The organism is Massilia sp. IC2-477, assembly GCF_020707265.1.
Classification (GTDB): domain Bacteria; phylum Pseudomonadota; class Gammaproteobacteria; order Burkholderiales; family Burkholderiaceae_D; genus Telluria.
This window is the reverse complement of record NZ_JAJFEQ010000013.1, coordinates 69,484-95,241: the sequence shown is the minus strand read 5'-3', so window position 1 is coordinate 95,241 and position 25,758 is coordinate 69,484. Positions and strand designations below refer to the sequence as shown.

The following is a 25,758-nucleotide window of genomic DNA, read 5'->3' as shown; positions in this document are numbered from 1 at the left end:
CGCCCACGCGGTGATTGTTATCGGTTCAAATGTCGGGCGCGATGATCTTGCCGGTACCTATCACCGCGTGGGCGGCGGAGCCGCCCACCCTACAAATACGATATCTGTGCTGTTACATTCGGGCGAGCACGGCGCCCCAGGTGAAGCCGCCGCCGACGCCTTCCATCAGCACATTGTCACCCTTCTTGATACGGCCGTCGCGCACCGCGGCGTCCAGCGCCAGCGGGATCGAGGCGGCCGAGGTGTTGCCGTGCTGGTCGACGGTGACGACCATCTTTTCCATCGGCAGGTCCAGCTTCTTGGCCGTGCCCTTCATGATGCGCAGGTTGGCCTGGTGCGGGATCAGCCAGTCGATGTCGGACGGCTGCATCTTGGCGTGCTCGAGCGCTTCCTTGGCGACTTCTTCCAGCACGGTGACGGCCAGCTTGAACACCGCCGGGCCGTCCATGTACAGGAAGCCGCTGCCGGCCACGGCGCCGCCAGCCAGGTTGCCCGGGATCGACAGGATGTGCGACTGGCTGCCGTCGGCATGCAGCTTGGTGGCCAGCACGCCCGGCTCGCTTGATGCTTCCATCACCACGGCGCCGGCGCCGTCGCCAAACAGCACGCAGGTGGTGCGGTCGGTGAAGTCGAGGATGCGCGAGAACACTTCGGCACCGATCACCAGCACGCTTTTATAGACACCGGCGCGGATGAAGGCGTCGGCGGTCGACATCGCATACACGAAGCCGCTGCACACCGCCTGCACGTCGAACGCGGCGCTGTTGTTGGCCATGCCGAGCTTCTGCTGCACGATGCAGGCGGTGCTGGGGAAGCTGCCGTGGAAATCGGGGGTGGAACTGGCGACGATGACCAGGTCGATCTCGCCCGGGGTCTTGCCGGCCGCTTCGATGGCCTTGCGGGCGGCGTTGACGGCCAGGTCGGAAGCGTTTTCGTCAGCGGCCGCGTAGTGGCGGCTCGAAATGCCGCTGCGGGTCACGATCCATTCGTCGGAGGTCTCGATGCCCTGCCCGGCCAGCTGGGCCGCGAGTTCCTCGTTGGTCACGCGCTTGGCCGGCAGGTAGCTGCCGGTACCGGTGATTCTGCTGTAGACAGTCATCTCTCCACCATCCTGCTATTGTGATTTACGCCTGGCGTTGGACGTCGGGCGGGGTCGGCATCAGTTCGGCGATCAGCGCCGACAGCTGCTCTTGTAGATCGTATTTGGCTGCGTCATAGGCGCGCTTGAGCGCCCATTCGAAGGCAAAGGCGTTGGCGCCGCCATGGCTCTTGAATACCAGGCCTTTCAGACCGAGCAGGCTGGCGCCGTTGTAGCGTTCCGGATTCAACTTCTTGAGCGACTTCCGGGCCAGCAGCGCACCTAGCGTCGAGATCCAGTTCTCAGTGAATACGGATTTGAAGAAGCGCGACACGCCTTCGATCGCCTTGAGGGTGACGTTGCCGACGAAACCGTCGCACACGACCACGTCGACCGTGCCTTTGAAGATATCGTTGCCTTCGACATTGCCGAAGAAATTCAGCTTGCCGCGCTCGTGGTCGGCCTTGAGCAGTGCTCCGGTGGCCTTGACCACATCGTTGCCCTTGATCTCTTCAGTTCCGACGTTGAGCAGGCCGATGGTCGGACGCGGGATATTTTCCATGGTTGCGCACAGCACCGAACCCATGATGGCGAACTGGTGCAGGTGGTGCGGCTCGCAGTCCACATTGGCGCCCAGGTCGAGCATGTAGGTCGGGCCGCCCTTCTGGTTCGGCATGATCGAGCAGATCGCCGGGCGGTCGACGCCGGCCATGGTCTTGAGCACGTAGCGCGAGACGGCCATCAGGGCGCCGGTATTGCCGGCCGAGACGCTGGCGTTGGCGCTGCCGTCCTTGACCAGCTCGATTGCCACGCGCATGGATGAATCCTTCTTCTTGCGCAGGGCGATTTCCAGCGGGTCGTCCATGGTGACGACCTCGGTGGCGTGCTTGACGGTGATGCGGGAGTGCGACTCGGCGCCATGCTTCTTGAGCTCGGCACGCACGACGTCTTCCAGGCCCACCAGGATCAGATGGACGTCAGCTTGTTTTTTTAGAAACGAGATGGCTGCTGGAATGGTAACTGAGGGGCCGTGGTCGCCGCCCATACAGTCAATAGAAATTGTGATTGTCATTTGTCGGGGGATGCCGGCTCACGCAATGCGGGCGGCAGGATGGGATGGGGCGTGGCGCATGGCCAGCCGCTGTCCGCGCAATTCAAAATGACGGATTGCAAAGTTGTTGCAGCCGCTGAAAACGGAAAAGAAAAAGCGGCGCCACGCAGAAAACATACGTTGCACCGCTTTCATGGTACTAAAGGACAAGACGTCGATTACTCGTCGTTCTTGGTCTTCAGGACTTTACGGCCACGGTAGAAACCGTTCGGGCTGATGTGGTGACGCAGGTGGGTTTCGCCGGTGGTCGGCTCGACTGCCAGGTTCGGTGCGGTCAGGAAATCGTGCGAACGGTGCATGCCGCGCTTCGACGGGGACTTCTTATTCTGCTGAACTGCCATGATGACTCCTAATACATAAGTTCTAAAATTCTAACACATTCGACTTGCAAATTCATGCAGATCGAGTATCCCAGCGGCAATTTCTTGTTCATCCATTGCCGACATGTTTTAACGCTGCCTACATCAACTGCCTACTGCCATACTCGACTACTGCACGCGTTTGACACGTTCTTTCAGTCGTACTGCGGCGCATTGCATTACTGCTCTGCGGTACTACTAATTCGTTCTACTGCTTTATTCGGACTTGAGGTTTTTCAGTGCCGCGAACGGCGAGACCTTTTCGGTCTTCAGGGCGTCCAGCAGCTTGGTGTCCGGACATACCTCGTGTTTCGGTGCCTGCGGCAGGGCCAGCAGGGCTTCATCTTCCAGCAGCTGGCGAATATCGCATTCGTGGCTGCCGACGATCACGTCGATGCTCTCGTCGTCGAGGACTTCCTCGATCCCGTCCGCATCTTCATCGTCCTTGCCGAGCACCAGCATGGTGGACGAATCGATTTCGTAGTCAAGGGCCGTCAGGCAGCGCTGGCACACCAGCTTCACGGGACCGGCGACCGCCAGGGTCATCGATGGATATCCCTGCTTGGTCAGGCCGCCGTCGATCGACCAGCGAATCTCGCCAGACTTGTCGGCGCAATCGGCTGCCAGACGGGTCATCTCGGCCACGGGCGTCACGCCCTCGCGGTGTCCGCTATTCCGGCAAAACTCGAAGGCGTCAATGACAAAAGCGCTCATTTGGAAAACTTCCCCGGAAAACCTGCGATAATAACAGGCTTCTCCCCGCAGAGTCAAAGACTTACGTCGTTTTTGACCCCTCCGCGTTGTTCGCAATAACCGATGTGTTGGATTTATCAGGTTTACTTGCCGGAGATATATGATCTATAAGCTCGTCTTATAGTTTTTCCATTCGACAGACCGCAATGATACCAAGTTCCACGCCACCGCGCCTCATTTTGGCCTCAAGTTCCGCCTACCGCCGCGAGCTGCTGTCGCGCCTGCAACTGCCCTTCGAAGCGATCGCACCTGATATCGACGAAACGCCGCAGCCGGGCGAGGCGCCGCAGGACACCGCCCTGCGCCTGGCGCGCGACAAGGCGGCCGCGGTGGCGGCGCGGGCGCCCGGCGCGCTGGTGATCGGCTCGGACCAGGTCGCCACGCTCGACGGCATGCAGATCGGTAAGCCGGGCGACCATGCGCGCGCGCTAGCCCAGCTCCAGCTGATGCGCGGACGGCGCGTGGTCTTCCATACGGCACTGTGCCTGTGGGACAGCCGCGAAGCCGACCCAAGCCAGGCGGCCCAGGTCGAGAATGTGCAGGTCTTCGTCGACTTCCGCGACCTGCCGGACGCCGAGCTGGACGCCTACCTGCGCATCGAGCAGCCTTACGACTGCGCCGGCAGCGCCAAGAACGAGGGCCTGGGCATTGCCCTGCTCGAAAGGATCGAGTCGAGCGACCCGACCGCCCTCACCGGCCTGCCCCTGATCGCCCTGACCGGCATGCTGCGCCGCGCCGGCCTTCCCTTCTTCGGCGTGTAACACCTTTTATTTTCTGAACGATGCCTGGCACTCTTTACCTGATTCCGAATACCCTTGGCCCCGTCGACGCCGCGCCAAACGCCCTGTCCGCCCTGCTGCCGACGCAGGTCCAGGCACTGACCTCGAAACTCGATTATTTCGTCGCCGAGAACGCCAAGACGGCGCGCGCCTTCCTGAAGTTGATTGCCATCGACCATCCGCTGGCAAAACCGCTGCAGGAGATCGAGATCGCGGAACTCAACGTCAACACGCCACCGGCCGCCCTCGCCCAATTGCTGGCGCCGCTGCTGGCGGGACGCGATGCGGGGCTGGTGTCGGAAGCCGGGGTGCCGGCAGTGGCCGACCCTGGCGCCGACCTGGTGCGCCTCGCCCACCAGCATGGGATCGCCGTGCGCCCGCTGGTGGGGCCGTCCTCGCTGCTGCTGGCGGTCATGGCGAGCGGCCTGAACGGCCAGAGTTTTGCCTTCAATGGCTACCTGCCGACGGACGCGGGGCAGCGCAGCAAGCGGATCCAGCAGCTCGAGGGGCGCTCGCGCAGCGAGAAGCAGACGCAGCTCCTGATAGAGACGCCGTACCGGAACGGGCAAATGCTGGAGGCGCTCGTGGCAGCGTGCCAGCCGGGGACCCTGATTTGCGTGGCGACGGATTTGTCGCTGGCGAGCGAGTCGGTCAGGACGATGACTGCTGCAAAGTGGAAGGCGGCACTGGCGGCTGGGAAGGCGCCTGATTTCCACAAGAAGCCGACCGTGTTCCTGTTCCTCGCGCAATAACCGCGACGCTACCTCGTCGTCCCGGCGGAGGCCGGGACCCAAGTTTTACCGCGTACCGGCTACGCTGGAAGGCAGTGGCGGCTCACGAGAAATTGGGCTCCGGCCTTCGCCGGAGCGACGGTTTTTAGGTTAGAGGTAGTTAAAAGCGCTGCTCGACGCGGCGTGTCAGTGCACCTCATTGGTGAGCTCCCTCACCCAATCAAACGCCTTCAACTCGATCTCGCGAATCTGCGCCACGCTTAAGCCCAGCTTGCGCAGCGCGTTGTACAGCTTGCACCCGCCCTCGGCCGCTTCCAGCAGCTCGGCCACCCTGAGCATCGTGCCGAATTCTCCTTCCCGGTCCAGCAGCGCGGCGCGCACGTCGTCGGCGACTTCGACGTTGTCGAGGATTTCCTGCATCGGAATCGAGAACAGCGCATCGGCCAGCGACATGATCCCCACGGTAAAGGCGCGGTCGGCCCGCGCCGCATCGTCCGGGCGCTTGGCCAGGGTCATCAGTTCGAGCAGCTTGCCGCGCGTGGTGGCCAGTTGCAGCAGCGGCGAAGCGAGCTCGACGCCGCCGGCCGTGGTGTAGAGCAGGATCTGCAGCCAGCGCTGCAGCTGGCGCCGTCCCAGCTGGCTCAGCGCCTGCGACAGGGATTCGATCTGCGGTCCCGGCGCCGCGCGGCTGTTCACCAGGCGCAGCAGGTTCAGGCTGATCAGGGCGTCGCGCTTGACCGCGGTTTCGATCACGTGGGCGTCGGCATCCGAGCTCACCAGCTCCAGCAGGCGCAGGATCGCCATCTCGGACGGCGTGATCTTCTTGCCCGACAAGATCACCGGACGGGCGAAGTAATAGCCCTGGAAGTATTCGAAGCCGAGGTCCATGCACAGCCGGAACTCGTCGAGCGTTTCGACCTTTTCGGCCAGCAGTTTCTTGCCTGTGGACTTGAGCGAGGCCACCAAGTCTTGCAGCTCCTCGCGCGGCACCAGCTTGACGTCGACCTTGATCACGTCCACCAGGCCGACCAGCCGGTCGAGCTCGGGAGAATGCTCGACCACATCGTCGACCGCGAACTTGAAACCGAGTTCCTTCAGCTCGGCGACACGCGCCAGCAGCTGCCGGGTCGGCTTGACGGTTTCCAGGATTTCGAGGATAACCTTATGGGGAGGCAGGAAACGCACGAAGTCGCTCATCAGCACGACCTCGTCCACATTCACGAAAGCGAGCTGCTCGCCGACCACCTGCTCCATGCCGAGCTGCGACGCGTGCGAAATCACGGCCGCCGTCGCCGCAGCGTTGTCGGTCAGCTTCGCATCGTCGTCCTCACCGGCGGCACGGAACAGCAGCTCGAATGCCACGAGATGCTGGTCACGGCCGAGGATGGGCTGACGTGCGAGGAAAAAATCGTTGGACGGCGCGGACGCCGCTGCCGTTGCTTCGGCATGCATCTAAAAAACTCCCGGAAACTGTTGCGGCACGGATGAGCCTGCCGAGCAGGCGTGTGGACGCCTGTCTCGACGACTATACTACAAATCCGACATTATTAGCATTTTTATATCGAATCGCGCCTAGCGCTTGCCGCCCTTGCCCGCCGTGCGCGGGCCGGCCGCACGCGGCTGTGCGCCCGCCGGACGCTTGGCCGGAGCACGCGATTCGCCCTGTCCTGGGGTAGCGGGCTTGGCCTGCGCGCTGCCGTCCGGACGCCATGCGCGGCGTGGCGCCGGCGCCTTGGCGGCCGGCTTGGCCTCTTCGCCTTCGCGCACCATGCTCTGGCCTGGCAGGCGCAGGCTGCCCTTGCCCGACAGCGGGCTGGCGCGGCGGGCGTTGCCGACCGGCGCGCGTGGTCCTTCGCCGACCAGGCGCGCCGACGCCGCACCGGTTACCTGGGTGCCGGTTTCGATGGTGAAGCGCGCGCCGGCGTCCTTGCCCAGCACCTGCACCAGGTAAGGCATGGTCTCGCGCAGCATCGGCTCGAGGGTATAAGGCGGGTTCAGGATGAACATGCCGCTGCTGTGCAGGCCGATGCCGTCCGGGCCCGGCGTCGACACGGTGAGCGTGACGTTCAGCCACTCCTTGGCCGGCAGGCGCTTGAGCTTGTCCGGGAACTGGCGCGATTCCATGCGCTGCAGCACCGGATACCAGACCGCATACATGCCGCTCGGGAAGCGGCCCAGCGCTTCTTCCAGCGCATCGCGCACCTTTTTATAGTCGTCCTTCACCTCGTAGGGCGGGTCGACCAGCACCAGCGCCCGGCGCGAAGGCGGCGGCAGCAGCTTTTTCAGGCTCTGGAAGCCGTCGCCGTGCTCGATGATCACGCGCTTGCCGCGCGCGCGCTCGCCCTGCTCGGCCTTGTGCGCCTCGGCCTTGCGGACATTCTCGTTCAGGATCTTGACGTCGGCCGGGTGCAGTTCGAACAGTCGCAGACGATCATCAAGGCGCGACATCTGGTCCGCCACATAGGGCGAGCCCGGGTAGTAGCGCATCTTGCCGCTCGGGTTCATCCCCTTGACCAGGTCGAGGTAGGGCTGCAGCGCCGCCGGCACGTTGGTCGCGTTCCACAGCGGGCCGATACCGGTATCAAATTCGCCCGTCTTGGTGGCCTGGAAGCTGTCCAGCGCATAGACGCCGGCGCCGGAGTGGGTGTCGATATAGGTGTAGGCAACGTCCTTCTGGTTCATATACAGGTGCAGCTGCACCTGTACAAAGTGTTTGAGGACATCGGCGTGGTTACCCGCGTGGAAGGCGTGGCGGTAGCTCAACATAAGCTGGAATTCCTGAGAAAAGTGTCGTTGCCGTCCTTTCGACGGCGCAATGGCCGCCATTATCCACTATCACGCCTCCCAGTCGGGAAAATGCACGGGAAATAAAAAAGCCGCAGGCCCTGATGGGCACTGCGGCAAATCCTTGGAGGTGTTACGGCTCGCCTTAAGCGACCTTCTTCTCGTCGAAGAACTGCTCGTCCTCGGTCGAACCATGCAGCGCGGTGGTCGAGCTCTGGTTCTGCTGGATGGTCTGGGTCACGGCGTCGAAGTAGCCGGTGCCGACTTCGCGCTGGTGCTTGACGGCGGTAAAGCCCTTCTCGGCGGCGGCGAACTCGTTTTCCTGCAGTTCCACGAAGGCCGACATGCCGCGGCGGGCGTAGCCGTGCGCCAGGTTGAACATGCTGTAGTTCAGGGCGTGGAAGCCGGCCAGGGTGATGAACTGGAACTTGTAGCCCATCGCACCCAGCTCGCGCTGGAACTTGGCGATGGTGGCGTCGTCCAGGTTCTTTTTCCAGTTGAACGAAGGCGAGCAGTTATAGGCCAGCATCTTGCCCGGGAACTTGGCGTGGATGGCCTCGGCGAACTGCTTGGCGAAGTTCAGGTCCGGCTTGCCGGTCTCGCACCACACCAGGTCGGCGAACGGGGCGTAGGCCAGGCCGCGCGAGATGGCCTGCTCGATGCCCGGCTTGACGCGGTAGAAGCCCTCGACGGTGCGTTCGCCGGTGCAGAAGGGCTGGTCGATCGGGTCGACGTCCGAGGTGAGCAGGTCGGCCGCCTCGGCATCGGTACGGGCGATGACCAGGGTCGGGGTGCCCATCACGTCGGCCGCCAGGCGCGCCGCGTTCAGCTTCTCGACCGCTTCGCGGCTCGGCACCAGCACCTTGCCGCCCATGTGGCCGCATTTCTTGACCGAGGCCAGCTGGTCTTCGAAGTGCACGCCGGCGGCACCGGCGTCGATCATCGCTTTCATCAGCTCGAAGGCATTGAGCACGCCGCCGAAGCCGGCTTCCGCATCGGCCACGATCGGGGCGAAGTAGTCGATGTCGTCCTTGCCTTCGGACCATTGGATCTGGTCGGCGCGCTGGAAGGTATTGTTAATGCGGCGAACCACCTGCGGCACCGAGTTGGCCGGGTACAGCGACTGGTCCGGATACATTTCGCCGGCGACGTTGGCGTCGCCCGCCACCTGCCAGCCCGACAGGTAGATGGCCTTCAGGCCGGCCTTCACCTGCTGCATGGCCTGGTTGCCGGTCAGCGCACCCAGGGCGTTGACGTAGGGTTCGTTATTGACCAGGTCCCACAGCTTCTCGGCGCCACGCTTGGCCAGGGTGTGCTCGATCTGGATCGAACCGCGCAGGCGCACGACGTCGGCCGCCGTGTAGTTGCGCGTCACCCCTTGCCAACGCGGGTTGGTCTCCCAGTCTTGCTGGAGTTCACTGATCTGCTGTTCACGAGTTGCCATGCTGTTCTCCTGATTGAAAAATGAATTGCGAAAGAATCTGTTGAGACAATCATAGATCAGTTTGTGCGGAGCACAACAACTCTTATATAAGACATCAAAAGAATTTTTAATCCTGTTATTTCAATGACTTGGCGTCTTCATTTCATGATGCGGCATGAAATTTCTTAAAATGAGAACGAGGAAGCACAGCGCTTTTGCTGCGCATTTCGTCAGACGACATCTGCATTTCACAATGTAAAAACAGGACGAAATACTCCGTTGCTAGACGGCACGTAATTACTTAGTGACGCCAAATATTTGTTGACCAGACGAAAAACTGATGACATGATGCAATCATCAAATCCGTCAAAATAACCAACAATTTAACGAAAATGATTATGCGCCCTCTCCTCCTTCTCGCCAGCGGTTTCCTCTTCCTCGCTGCACAAAACGCATCTGCCGGCGTTATCAAGCAGGATGGGGTCGTGTTTACCTCGACCTATACCGGCAATGTCCTGACCCTGGAAATCGATGCGGCGAACCGCAGCGGCGGCTGGCTTGGCGCCAGCGCGATCGACGCCCTGTCGCTCAAGACGATCGGCAGCTTTTCCGGCGTGAGCATGAGTACGCCCGGCGCCGCGCCCTGGGCCCTGTCGTCGAGCGAACTGTTCGCCAAGGGCTGTGGCGCCGCCAAGGCCAGCGCAGGCTCGACCGGCATGACACGCCTGTGCTACACCGGCCCCGGCATCGCCCTGGCCGACAATATGGTCTTTACCTTTACCTTCACCGGCACCCCGGTCCTGTCGGCCCCGCACCTGAAGGTCCATTTCATCGACGCCAAGGGCAACAAGGTCGGCAGCCTGCTCTCGCTCGACTTCCCGGCGACCCCAGAACTGATCCCGGCGCCGGTTCTCACCCTGCCGGTGAAGGAAACGGCTGCAGCGAACGGCACCCTGCCGGCAAGCCCGGTCCTCTCGAACACGGCGTCGAATGTGCCGGAACCGCAGAGCCTGGCGCTGCTGGCTGCAGGATTCGCGATGCTGGGCCTGACCCGTCGCCGCAACTCCTGAGCCCCTTGTAACGCTGCTTGCTGAAGGGAAACCCTAGCTCAGCCATTGGTTAGTCGCCTAACAGAAAGGTCAATACGGGCGGAATAGTCTGGGCCTGCGTGCTCATCCGTACGCAGGTCCGGGCCGTTCGCCGACGCGAAGGCCCGGTCATTCAATATCATCGAGGAGATCGAGTTGAAGACCTTACTAGCCAAAGCAACAGCCATCCTGGCCCTCACCGCGGGCGTCATCGCCTCCAGCCAGGCCGGCACCCTCACCTACCAGGGCGTGACGTTCACGTCGACCTGGTCGGGAAACCTGCTCACCCTGGAAATCGACGCCGCCAAGCGCAGCGGCGACTGGCTGGATGCGACCAGCATCGGCGCCCTCCAGCTGAAGGACCTCGGCAGCTTCTCCGACGTCACCCTGGTCGCGGCGCCCGGCGCCGCCACCGAATGGACCCTGTCCTCGAACGAACTGAATGCGAACGGATGCAGCGGCGGCGCCCACGCGGGACGCAGCCTGTGCTTCTCGGGCGAGCGCGTGCTGCTTTCGGACGACATGGTGTTCCAGTTCAGCTTCAGCGGCGGCGCGCCGGCACTCGATGCGCCGCACCTGAAGGTGAACTTCTTCGGCGACGGCGAGCGCAAGGTGGGCAGCCTGCTGTCGCAGGCCATTGCACCGGTGCCGGAGCCGCAGACCTACGCGATGATGCTGGGAGGGCTGGGGCTGATGGGCTTCATGGCGGCCAGGCGTCGCAAGCAGCCCTGATCGTGGGCTGACGTAAAAAAACGGCGCGTGCCTTGCGGGACGCGCCGTTTTTGCTGGTAGGTGCAAAGCGGCTTACTTGGCCAGCTCCACCTGTTCTCCGAACACCAGGTTCCCGCCACGCACCCGCACCGGGATCGTATCCTTCGGTCCGAAGCGGCCGGACAGGATCGCCTTCGACAGCGGGTTTTCGATCTGCTGCTGGATCGCGCGCTTGAGCGGGCGGGCGCCGTACACCGGGTCGAAGCCGGCTTCCGCGATCTTCTGCAGCGCCTCGTCGTCGATGTCGAGCTGCATGTCCATCTTGGCCAGGCGTTCCTCCAGGTTGCGCAGCTGGATCTTGGCGATCGCGCCGATGTTTTTCTCGTCGAGCGCGTGGAACACCACGATCTCGTCGATCCGGTTGATGAACTCGGGGCGGAAATGTCCGCGCACCTCGGCCATCACGGCCAGCTTCACCACCGCCGGTTCATCCGTGTCCATCGACTGGATCTTATTGGAACCCAGGTTCGAGGTCATGACGATCACCGTGTTCTTGAAGTCCACGGTGCGGCCCTGCCCGTCGGTCATGCGGCCATCGTCCAGCGCCTGCAGCAAGACGTTGAACACGTCCGGGTGCGCCTTCTCGATCTCGTCCAGCAGGATCACGCTGTAGGGCTTGCGGCGCACGGCTTCGGTCAGGTAGCCGCCCTCTTCGTAGCCGACGTAGCCCGGCGGCGCGCCGATCAGGCGGGCAACCGAGTGCTTCTCCATGAATTCGCTCATGTCGATGCGGATCAAGGCCTCCTCGGTGTCGAACAGGAAGCTGGCCAGCGCCTTGCACAGCTCGGTCTTGCCGACGCCGGTCGGGCCCAGGAACATGAAGGAACCGTAGGGGCGGTTCGGGTCGGACAGGCCGGCGCGCGAGCGGCGGATCGCATCCGACACCGCCTCGATCGCCTCGTCCTGGCCCACCACGCGCTTGTGCAGCTCGTCCTCGATGTGCAGCAGCTTCTCGCGCTCGCCCTGCATCATGCGCGACACCGGAATGCCGGTCGCGCGCGCCACCACCTCGGCGATTTCTTCGGCGCCGACCTGGGTGCGCAGCAGTCGCGGCTTGCTGGCATCGCCATCTGCGCTTTCGGCCGCTTCCTCGGCCTTCTTGAGCTGCGCTTCCAGTTGTGGCAGCTGGCCGTACTGCAGTTCGGAGACGCGCTGCCAGTTGCTCTGGCGCTTGGCTTCCTCCATCTGGTGGCGGATGCGTTCGATCTCTTCCTTGATATGGGTGGTACCCTGCACCGCCGCTTTCTCGGACTTGAGGATCTCCTCGTAGTCGTTGTACTCGCGCTCCAGGCGCGTGATCTCTTCGCCGATCAGCTCCATGCGGCGCATGGACGCTTCGTCGGTTTCCTTGCGCACGGCTTCGCGCTCGATCTTCAGCTGGATCAGGCGGCGCTCCAGCCTGTCCATGACTTCCGGCTTGGAGTCGATCTCGATCTTGATCTTCGAGGCCGCCTCGTCGATCAGGTCGATCGCCTTGTCCGGCAGGAAGCGGTCGCTGATGTAGCGGTGCGACAGCTCGGCCGCGGCGATGATGGCCGGGTCGGTGATCTCGACCTTGTGGTGCAGCTCGTACTTTTCCTGCAGGCCGCGCAGGATGGCAATGGTCGCCTCCACGCTCGGCTCGTCGACCATGATCTTCTGGAAGCGGCGCTCGAGCGCGGCGTCCTTCTCGACGTACTTGCGGTACTCATCCAGCGTGGTGGCGCCCACGCAGTGCAGTTCGCCGCGCGCCAGCGCCGGCTTGAGCATGTTACCGGCGTCCATCGCGCCTTCGGCCTTGCCGGCGCCGACCATGGTGTGGATCTCGTCGATGAAGACGATGGTCTGGCCTTCGTCCTGGGCCAGCTCCTTCAGCACGGTCTTCAGGCGTTCCTCGAACTCGCCGCGGTACTTGGCGCCGGCCAGCAGGGCCGCCATATCGAGCGACAGCACGCGCTTGCCCTTGAGCGAGTCGGGCACTTCGCCGTTGACGATGCGCTGGGCCAAGCCCTCGACGATGGCGGTCTTGCCGACGCCCGGCTCGCCGATCAGCACCGGATTGTTCTTGGAACGGCGCTGCAGCACCTGGATCGCGCGGCGGATCTCGTCGTCGCGGCCGATCACGGGGTCGAGCTTGCCCATCCGAGCGCGCTCGGTCAGGTCGAGGGTGTATTTTTTCAGCGCTTCGCGCTGGCCTTCGGCGTCCTGCGAATTCACCGATTCGCCGCCGCGCACCGCCTGGATTGCCGATTCGAGCGCCTTCTTCGCCAGACCATGCTCGCGCGCCAGGCGGCCGGCATCCGACTTGTCCTCGGTGAGGGCCAGCAGGATCATTTCGGAGGACAGGAACTGGTCGCCGCGCTTCTGCGATTCGCGGTCCGCCAGGTTCAGCAGCGACACGAGTTCGCGCGAGACCTGGACGTCGCCGCCGGTGCCGGTCACCTTGGGCAGGCGTTCCAGCGCGGATTTGAGCGCATTCGAGAGCCCGCCGACATTGACGCCGGCGCGCTGCAGGAGTGAACGGGCGCCGCCGTCGTCCTGGTTCAGCAGGGCGACGAGCAGGTGCACCGGATCGATGTATTGGTTATCGTTGCCGACCGCCAGGCTCTGGGCATCCGCCAGCGCTTCCTGGAGCTTGGTCGTCAGTTTGTCTTGCCGCATGGTATTGCTCCCTAGTGGTGTTCTTGACTGAGGAGCAAAATAAGGGCCACTGTCCGCTTTTCAAGATGTGCAATGGCGACCCCATGCAAGAATCACTCCAGCTCGGGTTTCAGCCCTGGTTCGCGCAGGCTGCCCAGGTCGCGCACGTTCTTCTGTACCGCCACCACGGCGAACAGGCTGAGGCTGAAGGACATGGCATAGAAACCCTTTTCGCTCGGCGCCAGGGTGGCGTTCCACAGGCCGACGGTGAGCAGCAGGATGGCCGCGATCAGCGACACCCAGCACAGGCCGGCATAGATGCCGGTCACCGGCAGGCCTTCGGAGCGGTCGCGCACGGTCTTTTGCAGCGACACCGCCGCAAACAGGCCGAACAGCAGCAGGGTCAGGTAATAGCCCTTCTCGTTCAGCTGCATCTGGGCGTTCCACAGGCCGATCAGGAAAGCGGTGGCGCCGATCGCCAGCGCGGCCCAGGAAGCACCGACGAAGGCGGAAGTGGGACGTTGAACGGTTTGCATGGCTGGTTCCTTAAATAAATAGACCAGCCGCAAAATTATCACGCCAGGAACTGCGCGCCATTGCGCTATGCCTTGGTATCGGCAGGCGATACCGCCTGGAGCGCCCGACAAAACTCGCAGGGCAAGGCGCAGCGTCGAAGACAGTACGCAGGTACGGCGAGACGCTGCAACGCAGCCATGCGGGTTTTGCCGGGCGCTCCTAGCCGCGCAGGGCGCGCCATGTCGCGAAACCAGCCACGCAAAACAGGATCGAGCCCAGCAAGTGCAGCAGCGTGTGCGCCAGCGCCCAGCCATATTCCCCGCGCTGGAGCAGCACCACCGACTCTCCGGAAAAGCTGGAAAAGGTGGTCAGCCCGCCGAGGAAGCCGGTGATGGCGAACAGGCGCCATTCCGGTGCGATGTGCGGGTTGGCGGTGAAAAAGCCGAGCGCCAGCCCGACCAGGTAGCCGCCGGCCAGGTTCGCCGCGAGCGTGCCGAGTTGCACGTAGGCATGCAGGCTGCCCAGCCACAGGCCCAGTCCCCAGCGCAGCCAGGCGCCGATCGCCGCTCCGGTACCGACCGCCAGCCAGCTCAATTCTTATTCCACTTCTGCTTGGCGGAGTCGTCGCTCGCCCGGGCGTCGACCCAGCGTGCGCCATCCGGCGTCTGTTCCTTTTTCCAGAATGGCGCGTCAGTCTTGAGGTAATCCATGATGAATTCGCAGGCGGCAAAGGCTTCGCCCCGATGGGCCGAGCTGCAGGCCACCAGCACGATCTGGTCGAGCGGCTTCAGGGGACCGACGCGGTGGATCACCAGCACGCCGTACAAGGGCCAGCGCTCGCGCGCCTGCGCCACGATGTCCGCCAGCGCCTTTTCCGTCATGCCCGGATAGTGTTCCAGCTCCATTTCCGACACCTGGGCGCCCTCGTTCAGGTCGCGCACCGTGCCCACGAACGAGACCACAGCCCCGACCCGGCCGTCGCCGGCGCGCAGGGCTGCCAGCTCCTGGGACAGGTCGAAGTCATCCTGCTGGACACGGACGTCGGTTACCCCGGTAGCAAGGGGCGCGTTCACCGGCCGTCCTTCGCGACACGCGTGAGCAGGTGCTCGACGCGCGTTTCGGTGCGGGCGTCCAGCAGCGCTGGCAGGCTCAGGAGCGCGCGCAGGCCGCTACCCAAGTCGTGACCCGTGCCCTGCCCCGGCTTTTGCCCCGTCTTGTGGCCAGACTTGAGCGAGCTCTGCAGCACCTCGACCTGCAGCTTGAGGCGTTCGCGCGCGAACTCGGCGCCGCTGTCGATGCCGGCCGCGATCTCCAGGCGCAGCAGTTCGTGCATCAGGTGCTCGCGGTTTGCTTCCAGTTGACGCGTGTAGGCGCTGCGGTCGCCTTCGAGCGCAGCCAGGGCCGCGTCGAAACGCTGGCGCAGCACCGGCTCATAGCCGCCCTCGAGCGGCAGGAGCGCATCCCAGCGTCCGCGCCAGTCGGATGGATTGGTGTGGGCGTCCGGGTTGACGAGCGCATTTTCCAGCGCCTGGATCAGGCGCAGCTTGTCGCGCACGGCGCCGGCCAGCGCCAGCCCGGCGGCGCGGCGCGCTACGTCGGCATGGTGCTGCACGGCAGCCACCGCGGCGTGGTAGCGCTTCTCGACCCGCGCTTCGTGGGCGCGCGGCACCGGGCCGATCGCCGCCCATTCGGCCGCTGCTTCGCGCAGCAGCTTGCCGGCGGTGGCGGGCGTCGCCTCTAGTGCGGCCGCTTCCAGGCGCGCGCTGAGCGCTTCCTTGGCCGCTTCGTGGGCGCGGCGCTCGGAGTCGGCGGCGTGGGCCTGTTCCTTGCGCTGGGCAAACAGCGCGTCGCAGGCGGCGCGGAAGCGCTGCCACAGGGCCTGCTCGGCCTTGCGTTCCAGCGGCAGCGCGCGCGCATGCTCCTGCCAGCGCGCCTGCAAGTGGCGCAGCGCATCGACCGCGTGACGGTCATGCGGGTCAAGCGCGAGCGCTTCCTCGATCAGGGCCTCGCGCACCGCCATCTCGCCCTTGCGCTGCTGTTCCAGCGGACGCTGGAGCGTGTTCAGCGCGTCGCCGAACAACTGGTCGAGGCGCTTCTTGTCCTTGCGGTCGATCGCGCCCAGGTGACTCCAGGCGGTGCGCAGGCGCTGCACGGTGCCGGACACGTGCTTCCAGTCGGCTTCGCCCGATTCGAGGCGTGCGATCTCGGCCTGGGCTTCTTCGACCAGGGCCTGGCCGCGCGCGGCGTTCGCGTGGCGCTCGTCGGCCAGGTGGCGGAAGTGGGCGGCGGCCGGCGCATAGGCGGCGGTACAGGCGGCGTCGAAGCGCTCCCACAGCGAGCGCGGCGCGGCGCCGGACAGGCTGTCGAGCGCCTTCCAGCGTTCGCGCATGCTGCCCACCTTCTTGGCTAATTCGCCCATCGCCAGGTTCTGGGTCGGCAGGGCCTCGACCGACTTGATCAGTTCTTCGCGCGAGACGTTGCCGCCCCAGCGCGCCCAGTCCGACAGGCGCTTCAGTTCGGCGCGCACGTGGTTCAGGCGGTCGAGCTGGGCGGGTGTCAGGCGCATGCCCTTGTCCTTGCTTTCCTTCAGCGACTTGTCGAGTTCGGCTGCAGTACCGAGCGAACCCTGCTGCAAGGCGGCCTCCATCGCATCCAGGCGGTCGAGGAAGTGCTGGTCGGCGCCCTTGTTCTGGGGCTTGGGCGGCTTTGCTGCACCGGCTTCAGGCGGACGCGGCTCTTTCGGTTTGCGCACTTCCTGCGGCAGGCTGGCCAGCAGCTCGTCGAAGCGGCGCTGCAGCTGGGCGCCGGGACCGTTGGACGGCAAGGCCGGCAGGCGCTGCCATTCCTTGCGCAGCAGCTCGGCCTTCAGCTCCGTAACCGGCTGGGCCTGCCAACCCGCGAGCGCGGCTTCGCGTGCGGCCAGCGCCGCCCGGTCCTGCTCGATGGTGGCCAGGCTGGCCTGCAGGCGCGCCTGCTCGGTGGCGAACTCGGCGACCAGGGCGCGCGGCAGCGAGGCGTGGCCGGGCGCCACCAGGGCGGCGGCCTGCTCGCGCGACAGGCTTTCCAAACGTTCGCCGAAGGCGGCGGCATCCAGGCCGGCCGCTTCGAGCTGGCGCAGGGCGGCGAGGCGGTCGATCATGGCGCGCTGCAGCTGCACCTGGGCTTCCAGGCGCTTGCCCAATTCGGCGCGGATGCCATCGAACTCGGGCGCCAGCTCGGGCGCGGTGACGACCGCCCACTGACGGTCGAGCTCGGCGACATGGTTGGGCGTGAGCAGCTGGTCGTCGAGCAGCGCCCTGGCATGCGCCAGTGCTTCCTGGCCGCGGCGCAGCTCGGCTTCATGGTGGCGGATGGCGTCCAGGCGCGACTGCATCAGCTTGGCGACGCGACGGTCGGTATTGCGCATCGCCGTGTGTACGCGCTCGAGCTGCGCGCGGCTGTGGACCAGCTCGGCCGCGGCCAGGCGCAATTCGGAGAAATCGGAGGAAAGGATGAAGGCGACGGCAGTCTCTTCGTCGCCGTTCAAGTGCTTGAGCTGTTCGGCCTGCTGCTCGCGCGGCGTCGGCGCGCCGGACGCCGCCGGCGCGGACTGGGCCGGTGCAGCCTTGCCCTCAGGCTGTTCGCCGCCGGCGCCGGCCGGCTTGTCGCCACCCTGCCGCTTGAATAGGAATTCGAACATGATGAAATCGCACTTCCAAAAGCCCCATCATAGCAAAGAACCAAGCTGGGGCTCGCCGCGCAGCCCGGGTTGCGCAGCCCGGGCTGGCGGGCTCAGTGCGTGGCGAAATGCGGCCTGCCGGCGGCCGCGCTTTGCCTGCGGACGCTGCCAGCCATGGCCTTGCCGGATGGGTAGCCGCGGTTCTCGTTCTGCCAGGCGTCGTGGGCCAGCATCTGGTTGGCGATCGCAAACCAGGCTTCGCTCGGCACGTGGACGCGCGCCAGCGGGAATAGCTCGCGCTCCTCGCGCTCCAGGCGCTCGAGCAGCAGGTGGCAGCAGCGCTCCAGTGCGACGCCGAATGCGACGGGATCGTGCACGGCCGCGGCCGCATGGGCATCGGCGCGCGCCTCGATCGCGGCCAGGGTCAGCGCGTCGAGCTCGGCCAGCAGGGCCTCGGCCGCGCCGGCACGGTGCAGGGCCGGCAGCACGAACTTGTCGAGCTTGCGCCAGTAGCAGTTGTCGAAAGCCACCCGCAGGGCGTCGCAGGCCAGTTCGAATTCGCGCGCTGTCGGCGCCTTGTGGCGCCACGCATCTGGCTGCCAACGCTCGAGCAGGGATTGCAAACCGATGCGGGCGCTGGCTTGTTCGATGGACAATGCAACCAGCGTAAAGGTAGATGTCAGCATCATGTCTCCTCTCAGATGGCTTCGCCAGCGCGTGACCCTGGCGGGCCGCGATGCGTTGGCTGGGGAAGCTGTTTTTGTCGGGGTGGGCGGCAGCTGTTGTTGTTGTAGCCAGCCTCTGGGAACTCGTAGTGTAGAGACATGCCCTCACTCGGGTTTGAGCTGGCGCAAACCCGGACCCGTAGACTTTGGAGACTTTTTAGTTGTTCAAATGTCCAAGTAATCTTAAGCTGCCGAGATTGTCCCGGCGGCATCAAATGCGGCGCCCAGTCGCCCGCTAGAACTGTCCATAGCGCCATGGTTTACGCGCACTTGCGGACAGCCATGCCAGCGCGCGCAGCGCTGCACGGCGCCCGCCACGTCCTCGACCAGGCGCGCGCTGATGCGCACGCCGGGTTCCAGGTGGATGCCGCGCAACTCGAACTCGCCGGCCTTGCGGTGCGCCTTGGCGTCGATCCGCCCGACCAGCGCGCCGCGGCGCAGGATCGGCAAGGTGAAATAGCCGTAGCGCCGTTTCTCGGCCGGGGTATAGCATTCGAGCCGGTAGTCGAAGCCGAACAGCTCGAGCGCGCGCCGCCGATCCCACACGATCGGGTCGAATGGCGACAGCAGGGTCGTCAGGCGTGGCGCCAGCCGGCCCGCCATCGCCTCGTGCGCCAGCTGCGCGTGGTCCGGGTGGATGTAAACAGGGTCGTCCCAACCGTCGACCCGGGCACGCAGCAGCAGGCCTTCGTCGGCCATGCGCGCCGGGTCCGGGTGCGGGCGCCGGGTGCGGTGGTAGTCGGGAATCCAGGCCGCCTTCGCCAGCCCCAGCGCGCGCACCGTGTGCAGCACGAAGCTGCGCCGCACCTCATCCAGTGGCGGCATGCGGCTGTCGTGCCATTCCGGATGCACGCGCTCGGCCAGGTCGTAGATGCGCTGGAAGTTGTGGCGCCGCGCGATCATCAGTTCGCCCGCCGTGAACAGCACTTCGAGCGTGCGCTTCTCGGGTTTCCACTCCCACCAGCCGCCGCCTTTGCCGTCGCTGCGCTCGAAGTCCGATGAACGCACCGGGCCGTGCGTGCGCACGTGGGCCAGCAGCTTTGCTACCTCCTCGGCGCGCTCGCGCATCCACCTGGCCGAATACTTCCAGCCCATGGCTTCCGGATCGAGCATGCGGTGGCGGTACAAAGCGTAGTCCTCGATCGGCAGGAAGCAGGCCTCGTGGGCCCAGTATTCGAACAGCTTCCCTTCGGCCAGCAGCTCGTCGAGCCAGCCCGGCTCGTAGTCGCCCAGCCGGCTCCACAGCACCAGGTAGGGACTGCGCGCGACCACGCTGATGGTGTCGATCTGCAGCATGCCCATGCGCCGGATCGCGGCCAGCACATCGGCCTTGCTGGCGCGGCGACGGCGCGGCGCCAGCATGTCCTGGGCGGCCAGGTGCAGGGCACGGGCGGCGGCTACGGTGAGATTGATCTCGCTCATGACATTATTCTAATAGCAAACCAATACTACTGTAAAAAAACACAGTCTTTTTCTGGGCGACACGGCTAGTCTGCGCTATAGTGGGCGCCGACCCGACTTTCCAATATAACCATGCGGCTGCTTCATACCTCCGACTGGCACCTGGGCCAGACCCTGCACAATTTCGACCGTGCCTACGAACACGCGTGCTTCCTCGACTGGCTCGTGGATACGCTCGTGGCGGAGGACATCGACGTGCTGCTGGTCGCCGGCGACATTTTTGATAACGCCAACCCGTCGGCCGCGGCCCACCGCCAGCTGTACCGCTTCCTGCAGCAGGCGCGCGCCAGGGTGCCGCACCTGCAGGTGGTGGTCATTGCCGGCAACCACGATTCGCCCGGCCGGCTCGAAGCGCCTACCCCGCTGCTGGAAGCGCACGGCACCATCGTGGTCGGCAACGTCGCGCGCACGGCGGACGGCGCCATCGACGTCGAGCGCCTGCTGGTGCCCTTGCGCCGCCGCGACGGCACGGTGGCCGCATGGTGCCTGGCCATCCCCTTCCTGCGTCCGGGCGACGTGCCGCGCGCAGTGGCCGAAGATGCGGAGCTGGGCCTGGACCCGTATCTGCACGGCACCACCCTGCTCTACCGCCAAGCCTTCGCGCTGGCGCAGTCGCGCGCCACGGACGGTGAGGCGATCATCGCCATGGGCCACTGCCACATGGTCGACGGCCAGTCATCCCAGGATTCCGAGCGCCGCATCGTGATCGGTGGCACCGAAGCGCTGCCGGCCACCATGTTCGATCCGGCCGTCGCCTACGTGGCGCTGGGCCACCTGCACCTGGCCCAGCGCGTCGGCGGCCACGAGCACCGGCGCTACTGCGGCAGTCCGCTGCCGCTGTCCTTTTCCGAGGTCGGCTACCAGCACCAGGTGTTGCGCATCGAGCTCGACGGCCCGGCCACGAAGTCGGTCATGCCCCTGCAGGTGCCGCGCGCGGTCCAGCTGCTGCGCGTGCCGGCCCAGCCGGCGCCGCTGGAAGAAGTCATTGCGGCGCTGGAAGCGCTAGAACTGCCGGATGCGCCCCTGCACCAGCAGCCCTTCCTCGAGGTGCGCGTGCTACTCGAAGGGCCCGAACCCGGCCTGCGCGCCCGCATCGAAGCGGCGCTGAACGGTAAGCCGGTGCGCCTGGCCAAGATCGAACCGACCCGCCGCCATGCCACACCCGAGAACGCCAGCGAAGCCCTGAGCCTGGACCAGCTGGCCCAGCTGCAGCCGGACGACATCTTCCGCCGCCTCTGGACCCAGCGCTTCGGCGACGAGGCTCCGCCCGAGCAGCTGGCCGCTTTTGCCGAACTGAGCACGGCCCTGGGTGGAGACGCCGCATGAAGATCCTGCGCATCAGCGGCAAGAACCTGGCCTCGCTGGCCGGCGAATTCCTGGTCGACTTCGAATCCGAACCGCTCGCCTCCAGCGGCCTGTTCGCCATCAGCGGCCCCACCGGCGCGGGGAAAAGCACCCTGCTGGATGCCCTGTGCCTGGCCTTGTACGACGCCACCCCGCGCCTGCTCAAGCGCGCCGGCAGCCAACTGCCCGACGTCGGCGGCGACACCATCTCCGCGCTCGACCCGCGCACCCTGCTGCGCCGCGGCGCCGCCGAAGCCTGGGCCGAAGTCGACTTCGCCGGCAACGACGACATCCGCTACCGCGCGCGCTGGAGCGTGCGCCGCGCCTACGGCAAACCAGGTGGCGCCCTGCAGCCCTCCAAGATGACGCTGCACCGCCTGCCCGAGCTCGACCCGCTGGGCGGCACCAAGACCGAAGTCGCACAGGAAATCGTGCAGCGCATCGGCCTCTCCTTTGAACAGTTCACGCGCGCCGTGCTGCTGGCCCAGAACGAGTTCTCGGCTTTCCTCAAGACCGACGAGAACGAACGCGGTGAGCTGCTCGAAACCCTGACCGGCACTACGATCTACAGCGACATCTCGCGCCGCGCCTTCGAGCGCTACCGCCTTGAACAGGAACGCACCCGCGCCCTCACTGCCCAGCTGGCCAACCAGGCCCCGATGCCGGCGGAAGAACGCGAGAAGCTCGACGCCGAACGCGTGAATGCCGAGCTGGCGCTGGAAGCGGTGGATGCGCGCCGCGCCGCCCTCGAGGGCGAGCTGCGCTGGCACGAAGAGGCCATCAAGCTCGATCGCAGCGAAGCCCAGGCCGCCGATGCGCTCGCCGCGGCCCAGGCCGCCCAGCAGGATGCGGCCGGACGGCGCCAGCGCCTGGCCACGCTGGACGCGGTGCAGCCGGCGCGGCCGCTGGCGGCGGAAGTGCTGCGCCTGCAGGAAGAACGCAAGGCCGCGGTCGAGTCGACCGGCAAGCTGGAAAGCGCCCTCACCGCTGCCCTGGACGCGCGCCGCCAGGCGGCGCTCGACGTCGATGCCGCCCAGTCCGCCCTCGAGACAGCCGACAACGCACTGCGCGCCGCGGGCCCGCAGCTCGACGGCGCCAAGGCACTGGAGGCGGCGATTGCCGCTCTCGCCCCCTCGCACGGCCAGGCAGCCGCCGCTCTGGAAGCCGCGCGCCAGGAAGCGCGCCAGGCGCGCACCGTCCACGGCGCCAAGGCGGCCGAACTCGACACCGCCAAAACCCAGCGCGAACACGCCGCCGGCTGGCTGGCCGCGCATGCGCGGCTCGAGCCGATGGCCGCGCAATGGCCGCGTTGGGACAAGCTGCTGGCCCAGGCCGCGCAGGCGGTCAGCGCCGATGCTGCCGCCGATGCCGCGCTCAGCACCGCCGGCAGCCAGGCCCAGCAGGCCGCCACGCGCGAACAGGCCGCCGTGCAGGCCCTGGCCGAGGCAACTAGCCGCCTCGACGCGCTCGACGCCACGCGGCGCGAAACGATGGCCGTCCTGGAGGCGAGCGATTCACAGGCGCTGGACAACGAACGCCAGGGGCTGGACGCGCGCCGCGAGCGCCTCGCCGCCGCTGAAAAAGCGTGGATGGCGCTGGTTAGCACACGCCAGGAATTCGCCGACACCGCGGCCGAACTCGACCGCGCGGACACTGCACGCGCCGGCGCCGGCCGCCTGCTCGAGGAAGCGCGCGCCGCGGCGCCGGCCCTATTCGCGGCCATGCAGCAGGCCGAGAAATCGCTGGGCGTGGCTGAACTCGCCTGCGCCGCCAGTGTGGAAGAATTGCGCTCCACCCTGCACGACGATACGCCCTGCCCGGTCTGCGGTTCGCACGCCCATCCCTACCGCGACGATGGCCGCGAGGACATGCTGCGCAGCATGCTGTCCAACCTGCGCGGCGAAGTCGCTGACTGCCGCGCCCGCGTGCGCGACAACGAAGGGGTGCAGGCAAGCCAGGCCGCCACCCTGGCCGCCGCTGGCGAACGCGTGGCCGGCCTGGAACGCGAACGCACGACCCTGCGCAAGGTGCTGGACGAGCTCGAAGCCGAATGGACTGAGCACCTGGTCCTCGAGCCGCCGGCCGAGGAAGCGCGCATGGCCTGGTTTGCCGAGTCGCGCGACGCCCTGCGGGGCGCCCTGGCGGCGCTGGACGACCGCGCCGCCGCATTGCGCCGCGCAGCCCAGGCGCGCGACGCCGCCCAGGCCGCCTACGACAAGGCGCAGCAGGAACAGGCGCGGCTGCGCCAGAGCGCCGACGAGGCCCGCGACAGCGGCGCCCGCCTGCAGGCCGAGCTGCGCGCCATGACGGTCCAGCACCAGGCCACGGCGGCCCAGCTGGCGGCCCTGCTGGCCGAACTCGACCCCGTCCTTGCCGACGCCTGCGGCGACAGCTGGCAGGACGCCTGGCGGCCCCAGCCGGCCGCCTGGCGCGAAGCGCGCGCCCGGGAGGCCGCCCAGTGGCAGGAACAGACGCTGCTGCAGACGCGCAGCGGCGCCGCCGTCGCCACACTCGAAGCCGAAGTGGCGGGCGCGGCTGAACGCATCGCCCAGGCGGACCGCCACGGCGCCGGGGTGGCTGCCGAGTTCAACCGAATCGATGCCGAACTCAAGGACAAGCGCGGCCAGCGCCAGGCCCTGTGGAACGGCCGCGCCGTGGCCGAAGTCGAGCAGGAACTCCAGGCCAGCGTCGGCGCCGCCCGCAACCACCTGGCGGCGCGCCAGGCCGTCGCCCTCGAGACCGTCCAGCGCGAAGCTAGCGCCCGCAGCGCGCTGGCCCAGCTCACCGAACACATCGCCAAACTCGACGACGCGGGTGTGAAAGCCGCGTCAAGCCTTGCCGACTGGCTCGACGAGTACGGCAAGTCGGCCTTCCTCAACGGGCTCGATCCGATCGACGACAGCAACGAACTCGGCCGCCTGCTTGCGGTCGGCGGCACCTGGCTGGCCCAGGAGCGCACGGCCCTGGGCGCAATCGACGCCCAGGTCGCCAGTCTGGGCGCCGTGCTGGCCGAACGCCGCGCCCAGCGCGCCGTGCACGCCGAAGGCCGGCCGGAAAGTGGCCTGAGCGCGGAGACGGTGGCGGCCGCCGTCGAGGCCCTCACGTCCGAGCGCCGCGCTGCCCACGACCTCGCCACCGAACTGCGCATGCGCGCGGCCCAGGACGACACCCGCCGGGTGCAATCCCAGGCGCGGCTGGCCGAAATCGAGCGCCAGCAGGCCGAGGAACAACGTTGGGGCAAGCTGTCCGAACTCATCGGCTCCGCCGACGGCAAGAAGTTCCGCAACTACGCCCAGCAATTCACGCTCGACGTCCTGCTCGGCTACGCCAACGCCCACCTCGGCCAGCTGGCGCGCCGCTACCGCCTCGAGCGCGTGAGCTATGCGAACGCACCTTCGCTGGCGCTGATGGTGCGCGACCAGGACATGGGCGGCGAAGTGCGTTCCGTCAACTCCCTGTCCGGCGGCGAATCCTTCCTGGTCTCGCTGGCGCTGGCGCTGGGCCTGGCCTCGCTGTCCTCGAACCGGGTGCGGGTCGAATCGCTGTTCATCGACGAAGGCTTCGGCAGCCTCGACACCGACACCCTGGGGGTGGCAATGGACGCGCTGGACGCCCTGCAATCGCTCGGCCGCAAGGTGGGCGTCATCTCGCACGTGCAGGAAATGACGGAGCGCATCGCCACCAAGGTGCTGGTGCGTCCGGGCGGAGGCGGCAGCAGCGCGGTCGTGGTCGAGTAATCGAGACTGGGATGCCGGGCGCCGGGCCCGGCCGGCCGTACCATGCGATGCGAAGCTGGGTCGCACGTGAGCATGGTCAACATTCAGCGGACGCGACCATGCATGCTGGCGTCCTAGCATCGCCGGAGACTGCCATGCGTTCAAGCCCCACCCTCCTTCAATCAGTTCCGCTCGTTTTCGCTACGCTGTGCTGCATCCCGGCCTTGCCTGCGCTCGCCGGTCCTGCACCGGACGTGGTCGCTGCAGCGAAAGAACAGATCGGCGTCACCCTCCTGTACGACGCCACCTACCAGCAGCTGGCTTATCCGAACGGCGACGTCCCGGCAGACCGTGGCGTGTGCACCGATGTCATCGTGCGCGCCTACCGGCGCGTCGGGATCGACTTGCAGGAACTCGTCCATCGCGACATCAAAGCCGCCTGGAAGGCTTATCCTGCCCATTGGGGACTCAAGCGCCCCGACCCGAACATCGACCACCGCAGGGTGCCGAACCTGGCCACGTTTTTCACGCGCCATGGCCAGTCGCTGCCCGATCAGCAGGCTGGCAACGGATTACAGGCCGGGCGATATCGTGACCTGGATGCTGCCGCCGGGCTTGCCGCACATCGGTCTGGTGGCCGACATCCGCACACCGGCCGGGGTGCCGCTCGTCATTCACAATATCGGTGCCGGTACACGGTTGGAAGACCGCCTGTTTGCCTATCCGATCACCGGGCATTACCGCTTCCCGGCGAACCACTTGGTGCCAAGCCGCTAAGTACGTCTCTCAAGACCTTACTTGTCAGTAGAGCAAAACCGGCCGTACACTGAGACCTGCGAACG

Annotated in this window: 21 protein-coding genes and 1 pseudogene; 8 read left to right on the top strand and 14 right to left on the bottom strand. The window is 66.0% G+C overall.

The annotated features are described in order from the left end of the window. Window positions 1–112: 112 nt before the first annotated feature. From LK542_RS21970 to LK542_RS21955, 4 genes are all read right to left on the bottom strand, one after another. Window positions 113–1,099 carry a beta-ketoacyl-ACP synthase III gene (locus LK542_RS21970; RefSeq protein WP_227813583.1) on the bottom strand — a complete coding sequence of 329 codons (987 nt, stop codon included), beginning with the start codon at window positions 1,097–1,099 and terminating at the stop codon, window positions 113–115. Window positions 1,100–1,124: 25 nt separating this feature from the next. Beyond that, entirely contained in the window at window positions 1,125–2,150 is a 1,026-nt protein-coding gene (gene plsX / locus LK542_RS21965) for a phosphate acyltransferase PlsX (protein WP_227813582.1), read from the bottom strand. Between the two features lie 197 nt (window positions 2,151–2,347). Continuing rightward, a complete protein-coding gene (gene rpmF, locus LK542_RS21960) occupies window positions 2,348–2,530 on the bottom strand; it encodes a 50S ribosomal protein L32 (RefSeq protein ID WP_005666806.1) in 183 nt (60 codons plus the stop codon). A 234-nt stretch (window positions 2,531–2,764) separates the two neighbouring features. Then, complete coding sequence (locus LK542_RS21955) at window positions 2,765–3,262, bottom strand: DUF177 domain-containing protein (RefSeq protein WP_227802177.1); 498 nt, start codon at window positions 3,260–3,262, stop codon at window positions 2,765–2,767. Between the two features lie 185 nt (window positions 3,263–3,447). Here LK542_RS21955 and LK542_RS21950 point away from each other — a divergent pair, with 185 nt between their 5' ends. Continuing rightward, window positions 3,448–4,062, top strand: a complete 615-nt coding sequence (locus tag LK542_RS21950) for a Maf-like protein (protein ID WP_227813581.1) — start codon at window positions 3,448–3,450, stop codon at window positions 4,060–4,062. Window positions 4,063–4,082: 20 nt separating this feature from the next. After that, window positions 4,083–4,832 carry an SAM-dependent methyltransferase gene (locus LK542_RS21945; protein ID WP_227813580.1) on the top strand — a complete coding sequence of 250 codons (750 nt, stop codon included), beginning with the start codon at window positions 4,083–4,085 and terminating at the stop codon, window positions 4,830–4,832. Between the two features lie 165 nt (window positions 4,833–4,997). Here the strand turns inward: LK542_RS21945 and LK542_RS21940 are convergent, their stop codons facing one another. The 3 genes from LK542_RS21940 to aceA all read right to left on the bottom strand — a co-directional run bounded on the left by LK542_RS21940 (window position 4,998) and on the right by aceA (window position 9,039). Then, window positions 4,998–6,263 carry an EAL and HDOD domain-containing protein gene (locus tag LK542_RS21940; RefSeq protein ID WP_227802174.1) on the bottom strand — a complete coding sequence of 422 codons (1,266 nt, stop codon included), beginning with the start codon at window positions 6,261–6,263 and terminating at the stop codon, window positions 4,998–5,000. A 120-nt stretch (window positions 6,264–6,383) separates the two neighbouring features. Further along, the gene (locus LK542_RS21935; protein ID WP_227813579.1) at window positions 6,384–7,577 is read right to left on the bottom strand and encodes a 23S rRNA (adenine(2030)-N(6))-methyltransferase RlmJ; all 1,194 of its coding nucleotides are present in this window, start codon (window positions 7,575–7,577) and stop codon (window positions 6,384–6,386) included. Between the two features lie 163 nt (window positions 7,578–7,740). Then, on the bottom strand, window positions 7,741–9,039 hold the full coding sequence (gene aceA / locus LK542_RS21930; RefSeq protein ID WP_227802172.1) for an isocitrate lyase: 1,299 nt from the start codon (window positions 9,037–9,039) through the stop codon (window positions 7,741–7,743). Window positions 9,040–9,416: 377 nt separating this feature from the next. On the opposite strand from aceA, the gene LK542_RS21925 reads away from it, so the two are divergent. Further along, window positions 9,417–10,088, top strand: a complete 672-nt coding sequence (locus LK542_RS21925; RefSeq protein WP_227813578.1) for a PEP-CTERM sorting domain-containing protein — start codon at window positions 9,417–9,419, stop codon at window positions 10,086–10,088. A 174-nt stretch (window positions 10,089–10,262) separates the two neighbouring features. Then, a complete protein-coding gene (locus tag LK542_RS21920; protein ID WP_227813577.1) occupies window positions 10,263–10,838 on the top strand; it encodes a PEP-CTERM sorting domain-containing protein in 576 nt (191 codons plus the stop codon). A gap of 72 nt (window positions 10,839–10,910) precedes the next feature. Here the strand turns inward: LK542_RS21920 and clpB are convergent, their stop codons facing one another. The 7 genes from clpB to LK542_RS21885 form a co-directional block, all read right to left on the bottom strand. Beyond that, on the bottom strand, window positions 10,911–13,517 hold the full coding sequence (gene clpB, locus LK542_RS21915; RefSeq protein ID WP_227813576.1) for an ATP-dependent chaperone ClpB: 2,607 nt from the start codon (window positions 13,515–13,517) through the stop codon (window positions 10,911–10,913). Between the two features lie 92 nt (window positions 13,518–13,609). Then, window positions 13,610–14,032 (bottom strand): inner membrane protein YiaA, encoded by a 423-nt coding sequence (yiaA, locus tag LK542_RS21910; RefSeq protein WP_227813575.1) that lies wholly within the window; start codon window positions 14,030–14,032, stop codon window positions 13,610–13,612. Window positions 14,033–14,231: 199 nt separating this feature from the next. After that, the gene (crcB, locus tag LK542_RS21905; RefSeq protein ID WP_227813574.1) at window positions 14,232–14,606 is read right to left on the bottom strand and encodes a fluoride efflux transporter CrcB; all 375 of its coding nucleotides are present in this window, start codon (window positions 14,604–14,606) and stop codon (window positions 14,232–14,234) included. Continuing rightward, complete coding sequence (moaE, locus tag LK542_RS21900; RefSeq protein ID WP_227813573.1) at window positions 14,603–15,085, bottom strand: molybdopterin synthase catalytic subunit MoaE; 483 nt, start codon at window positions 15,083–15,085, stop codon at window positions 14,603–14,605. Before moaE ends, crcB begins: the two co-directional genes overlap by 4 nt. Then, window positions 15,082–17,691, bottom strand: coding sequence for a DUF349 domain-containing protein (locus LK542_RS21895; protein ID WP_227813572.1), 2,610 nt, complete (start codon window positions 17,689–17,691; stop codon window positions 15,082–15,084). The genes moaE and LK542_RS21895 overlap by 4 nt, the downstream gene beginning before the upstream one ends. A 92-nt stretch (window positions 17,692–17,783) precedes the next feature. After that, window positions 17,784–18,359, bottom strand: a complete 576-nt coding sequence (locus LK542_RS21890; protein WP_227813571.1) for a hypothetical protein — start codon at window positions 18,357–18,359, stop codon at window positions 17,784–17,786. A 219-nt stretch (window positions 18,360–18,578) separates the two neighbouring features. After that, window positions 18,579–19,817, bottom strand: coding sequence for a winged helix-turn-helix domain-containing protein (locus LK542_RS21885; RefSeq protein WP_227813570.1), 1,239 nt, complete (start codon window positions 19,815–19,817; stop codon window positions 18,579–18,581). Window positions 19,818–19,928: 111 nt separating this feature from the next. On the opposite strand from LK542_RS21885, the gene LK542_RS21880 reads away from it, so the two are divergent. From LK542_RS21880 to LK542_RS24950, 4 genes and pseudogenes are all read left to right on the top strand, one after another. Continuing rightward, window positions 19,929–21,182 carry an exonuclease SbcCD subunit D C-terminal domain-containing protein gene (locus tag LK542_RS21880; protein WP_227813569.1) on the top strand — a complete coding sequence of 418 codons (1,254 nt, stop codon included), beginning with the start codon at window positions 19,929–19,931 and terminating at the stop codon, window positions 21,180–21,182. After that, window positions 21,179–24,937 carry an AAA family ATPase gene (locus tag LK542_RS21875; RefSeq protein ID WP_227813568.1) on the top strand — a complete coding sequence of 1,253 codons (3,759 nt, stop codon included), beginning with the start codon at window positions 21,179–21,181 and terminating at the stop codon, window positions 24,935–24,937. Before LK542_RS21880 ends, LK542_RS21875 begins: the two co-directional genes overlap by 4 nt. An 11-nt stretch (window positions 24,938–24,948) precedes the next feature. Continuing rightward, window positions 24,949–25,488, top strand: a pseudogene (locus LK542_RS24955) (DUF1287 domain-containing protein); the annotation flags it as partial. Then, on the top strand, window positions 25,451–25,693 hold the full coding sequence (locus LK542_RS24950; protein WP_374040221.1) for a DUF1287 domain-containing protein: 243 nt from the start codon (window positions 25,451–25,453) through the stop codon (window positions 25,691–25,693). The pseudogene LK542_RS24955 and the gene LK542_RS24950, both read left to right, overlap by 38 nt. The last annotated feature ends 65 nt before the right edge of the window (window positions 25,694–25,758 follow it).

Excerpts from the sequence above, each read along its gene's own strand:
- yiaA (WP_227813575.1), bottom strand. The coding sequence starts at position 14,032 with ATGCAAACCGTTCAACGTCCCACTTCCGCCTTCGTCGGTGCTTCCTGG.
- LK542_RS21940 (WP_227802174.1), bottom strand. The coding sequence starts at position 6,263 with ATGCATGCCGAAGCAACGGCAGCGGCGTCCGCGCCGTCCAACGATTTT.
- plsX (WP_227813582.1), bottom strand. The coding sequence starts at position 2,150 with ATGACAATCACAATTTCTATTGACTGTATGGGCGGCGACCACGGCCCC.
- LK542_RS21970 (WP_227813583.1), bottom strand. The coding sequence starts at position 1,099 with ATGACTGTCTACAGCAGAATCACCGGTACCGGCAGCTACCTGCCGGCC.
- LK542_RS21875 (WP_227813568.1), top strand. The coding sequence starts at position 21,179 with ATGAAGATCCTGCGCATCAGCGGCAAGAACCTGGCCTCGCTGGCCGGC.
- rpmF (WP_005666806.1), bottom strand. The coding sequence starts at position 2,530 with ATGGCAGTTCAGCAGAATAAGAAGTCCCCGTCGAAGCGCGGCATGCAC.
- LK542_RS21880 (WP_227813569.1), top strand. The coding sequence starts at position 19,929 with ATGCGGCTGCTTCATACCTCCGACTGGCACCTGGGCCAGACCCTGCAC.
- LK542_RS21925 (WP_227813578.1), top strand. The coding sequence starts at position 9,417 with ATGCGCCCTCTCCTCCTTCTCGCCAGCGGTTTCCTCTTCCTCGCTGCA.
- clpB (WP_227813576.1), bottom strand. The coding sequence starts at position 13,517 with ATGCGGCAAGACAAACTGACGACCAAGCTCCAGGAAGCGCTGGCGGAT.
- LK542_RS24950 (WP_374040221.1), top strand. The coding sequence starts at position 25,451 with ATGGCCAGTCGCTGCCCGATCAGCAGGCTGGCAACGGATTACAGGCCG.
- LK542_RS21890 (WP_227813571.1), bottom strand. The coding sequence starts at position 18,359 with ATGATGCTGACATCTACCTTTACGCTGGTTGCATTGTCCATCGAACAA.
- aceA (WP_227802172.1), bottom strand. The coding sequence starts at position 9,039 with ATGGCAACTCGTGAACAGCAGATCAGTGAACTCCAGCAAGACTGGGAG.
- LK542_RS21935 (WP_227813579.1), bottom strand. The coding sequence starts at position 7,577 with ATGTTGAGCTACCGCCACGCCTTCCACGCGGGTAACCACGCCGATGTC.
- LK542_RS21945 (WP_227813580.1), top strand. The coding sequence starts at position 4,083 with ATGCCTGGCACTCTTTACCTGATTCCGAATACCCTTGGCCCCGTCGAC.
- LK542_RS21885 (WP_227813570.1), bottom strand. The coding sequence starts at position 19,817 with ATGAGCGAGATCAATCTCACCGTAGCCGCCGCCCGTGCCCTGCACCTG.
- LK542_RS21950 (WP_227813581.1), top strand. The coding sequence starts at position 3,448 with ATGATACCAAGTTCCACGCCACCGCGCCTCATTTTGGCCTCAAGTTCC.
- LK542_RS21955 (WP_227802177.1), bottom strand. The coding sequence starts at position 3,262 with ATGAGCGCTTTTGTCATTGACGCCTTCGAGTTTTGCCGGAATAGCGGA.
- LK542_RS21895 (WP_227813572.1), bottom strand. The coding sequence starts at position 17,691 with ATGTTCGAATTCCTATTCAAGCGGCAGGGTGGCGACAAGCCGGCCGGC.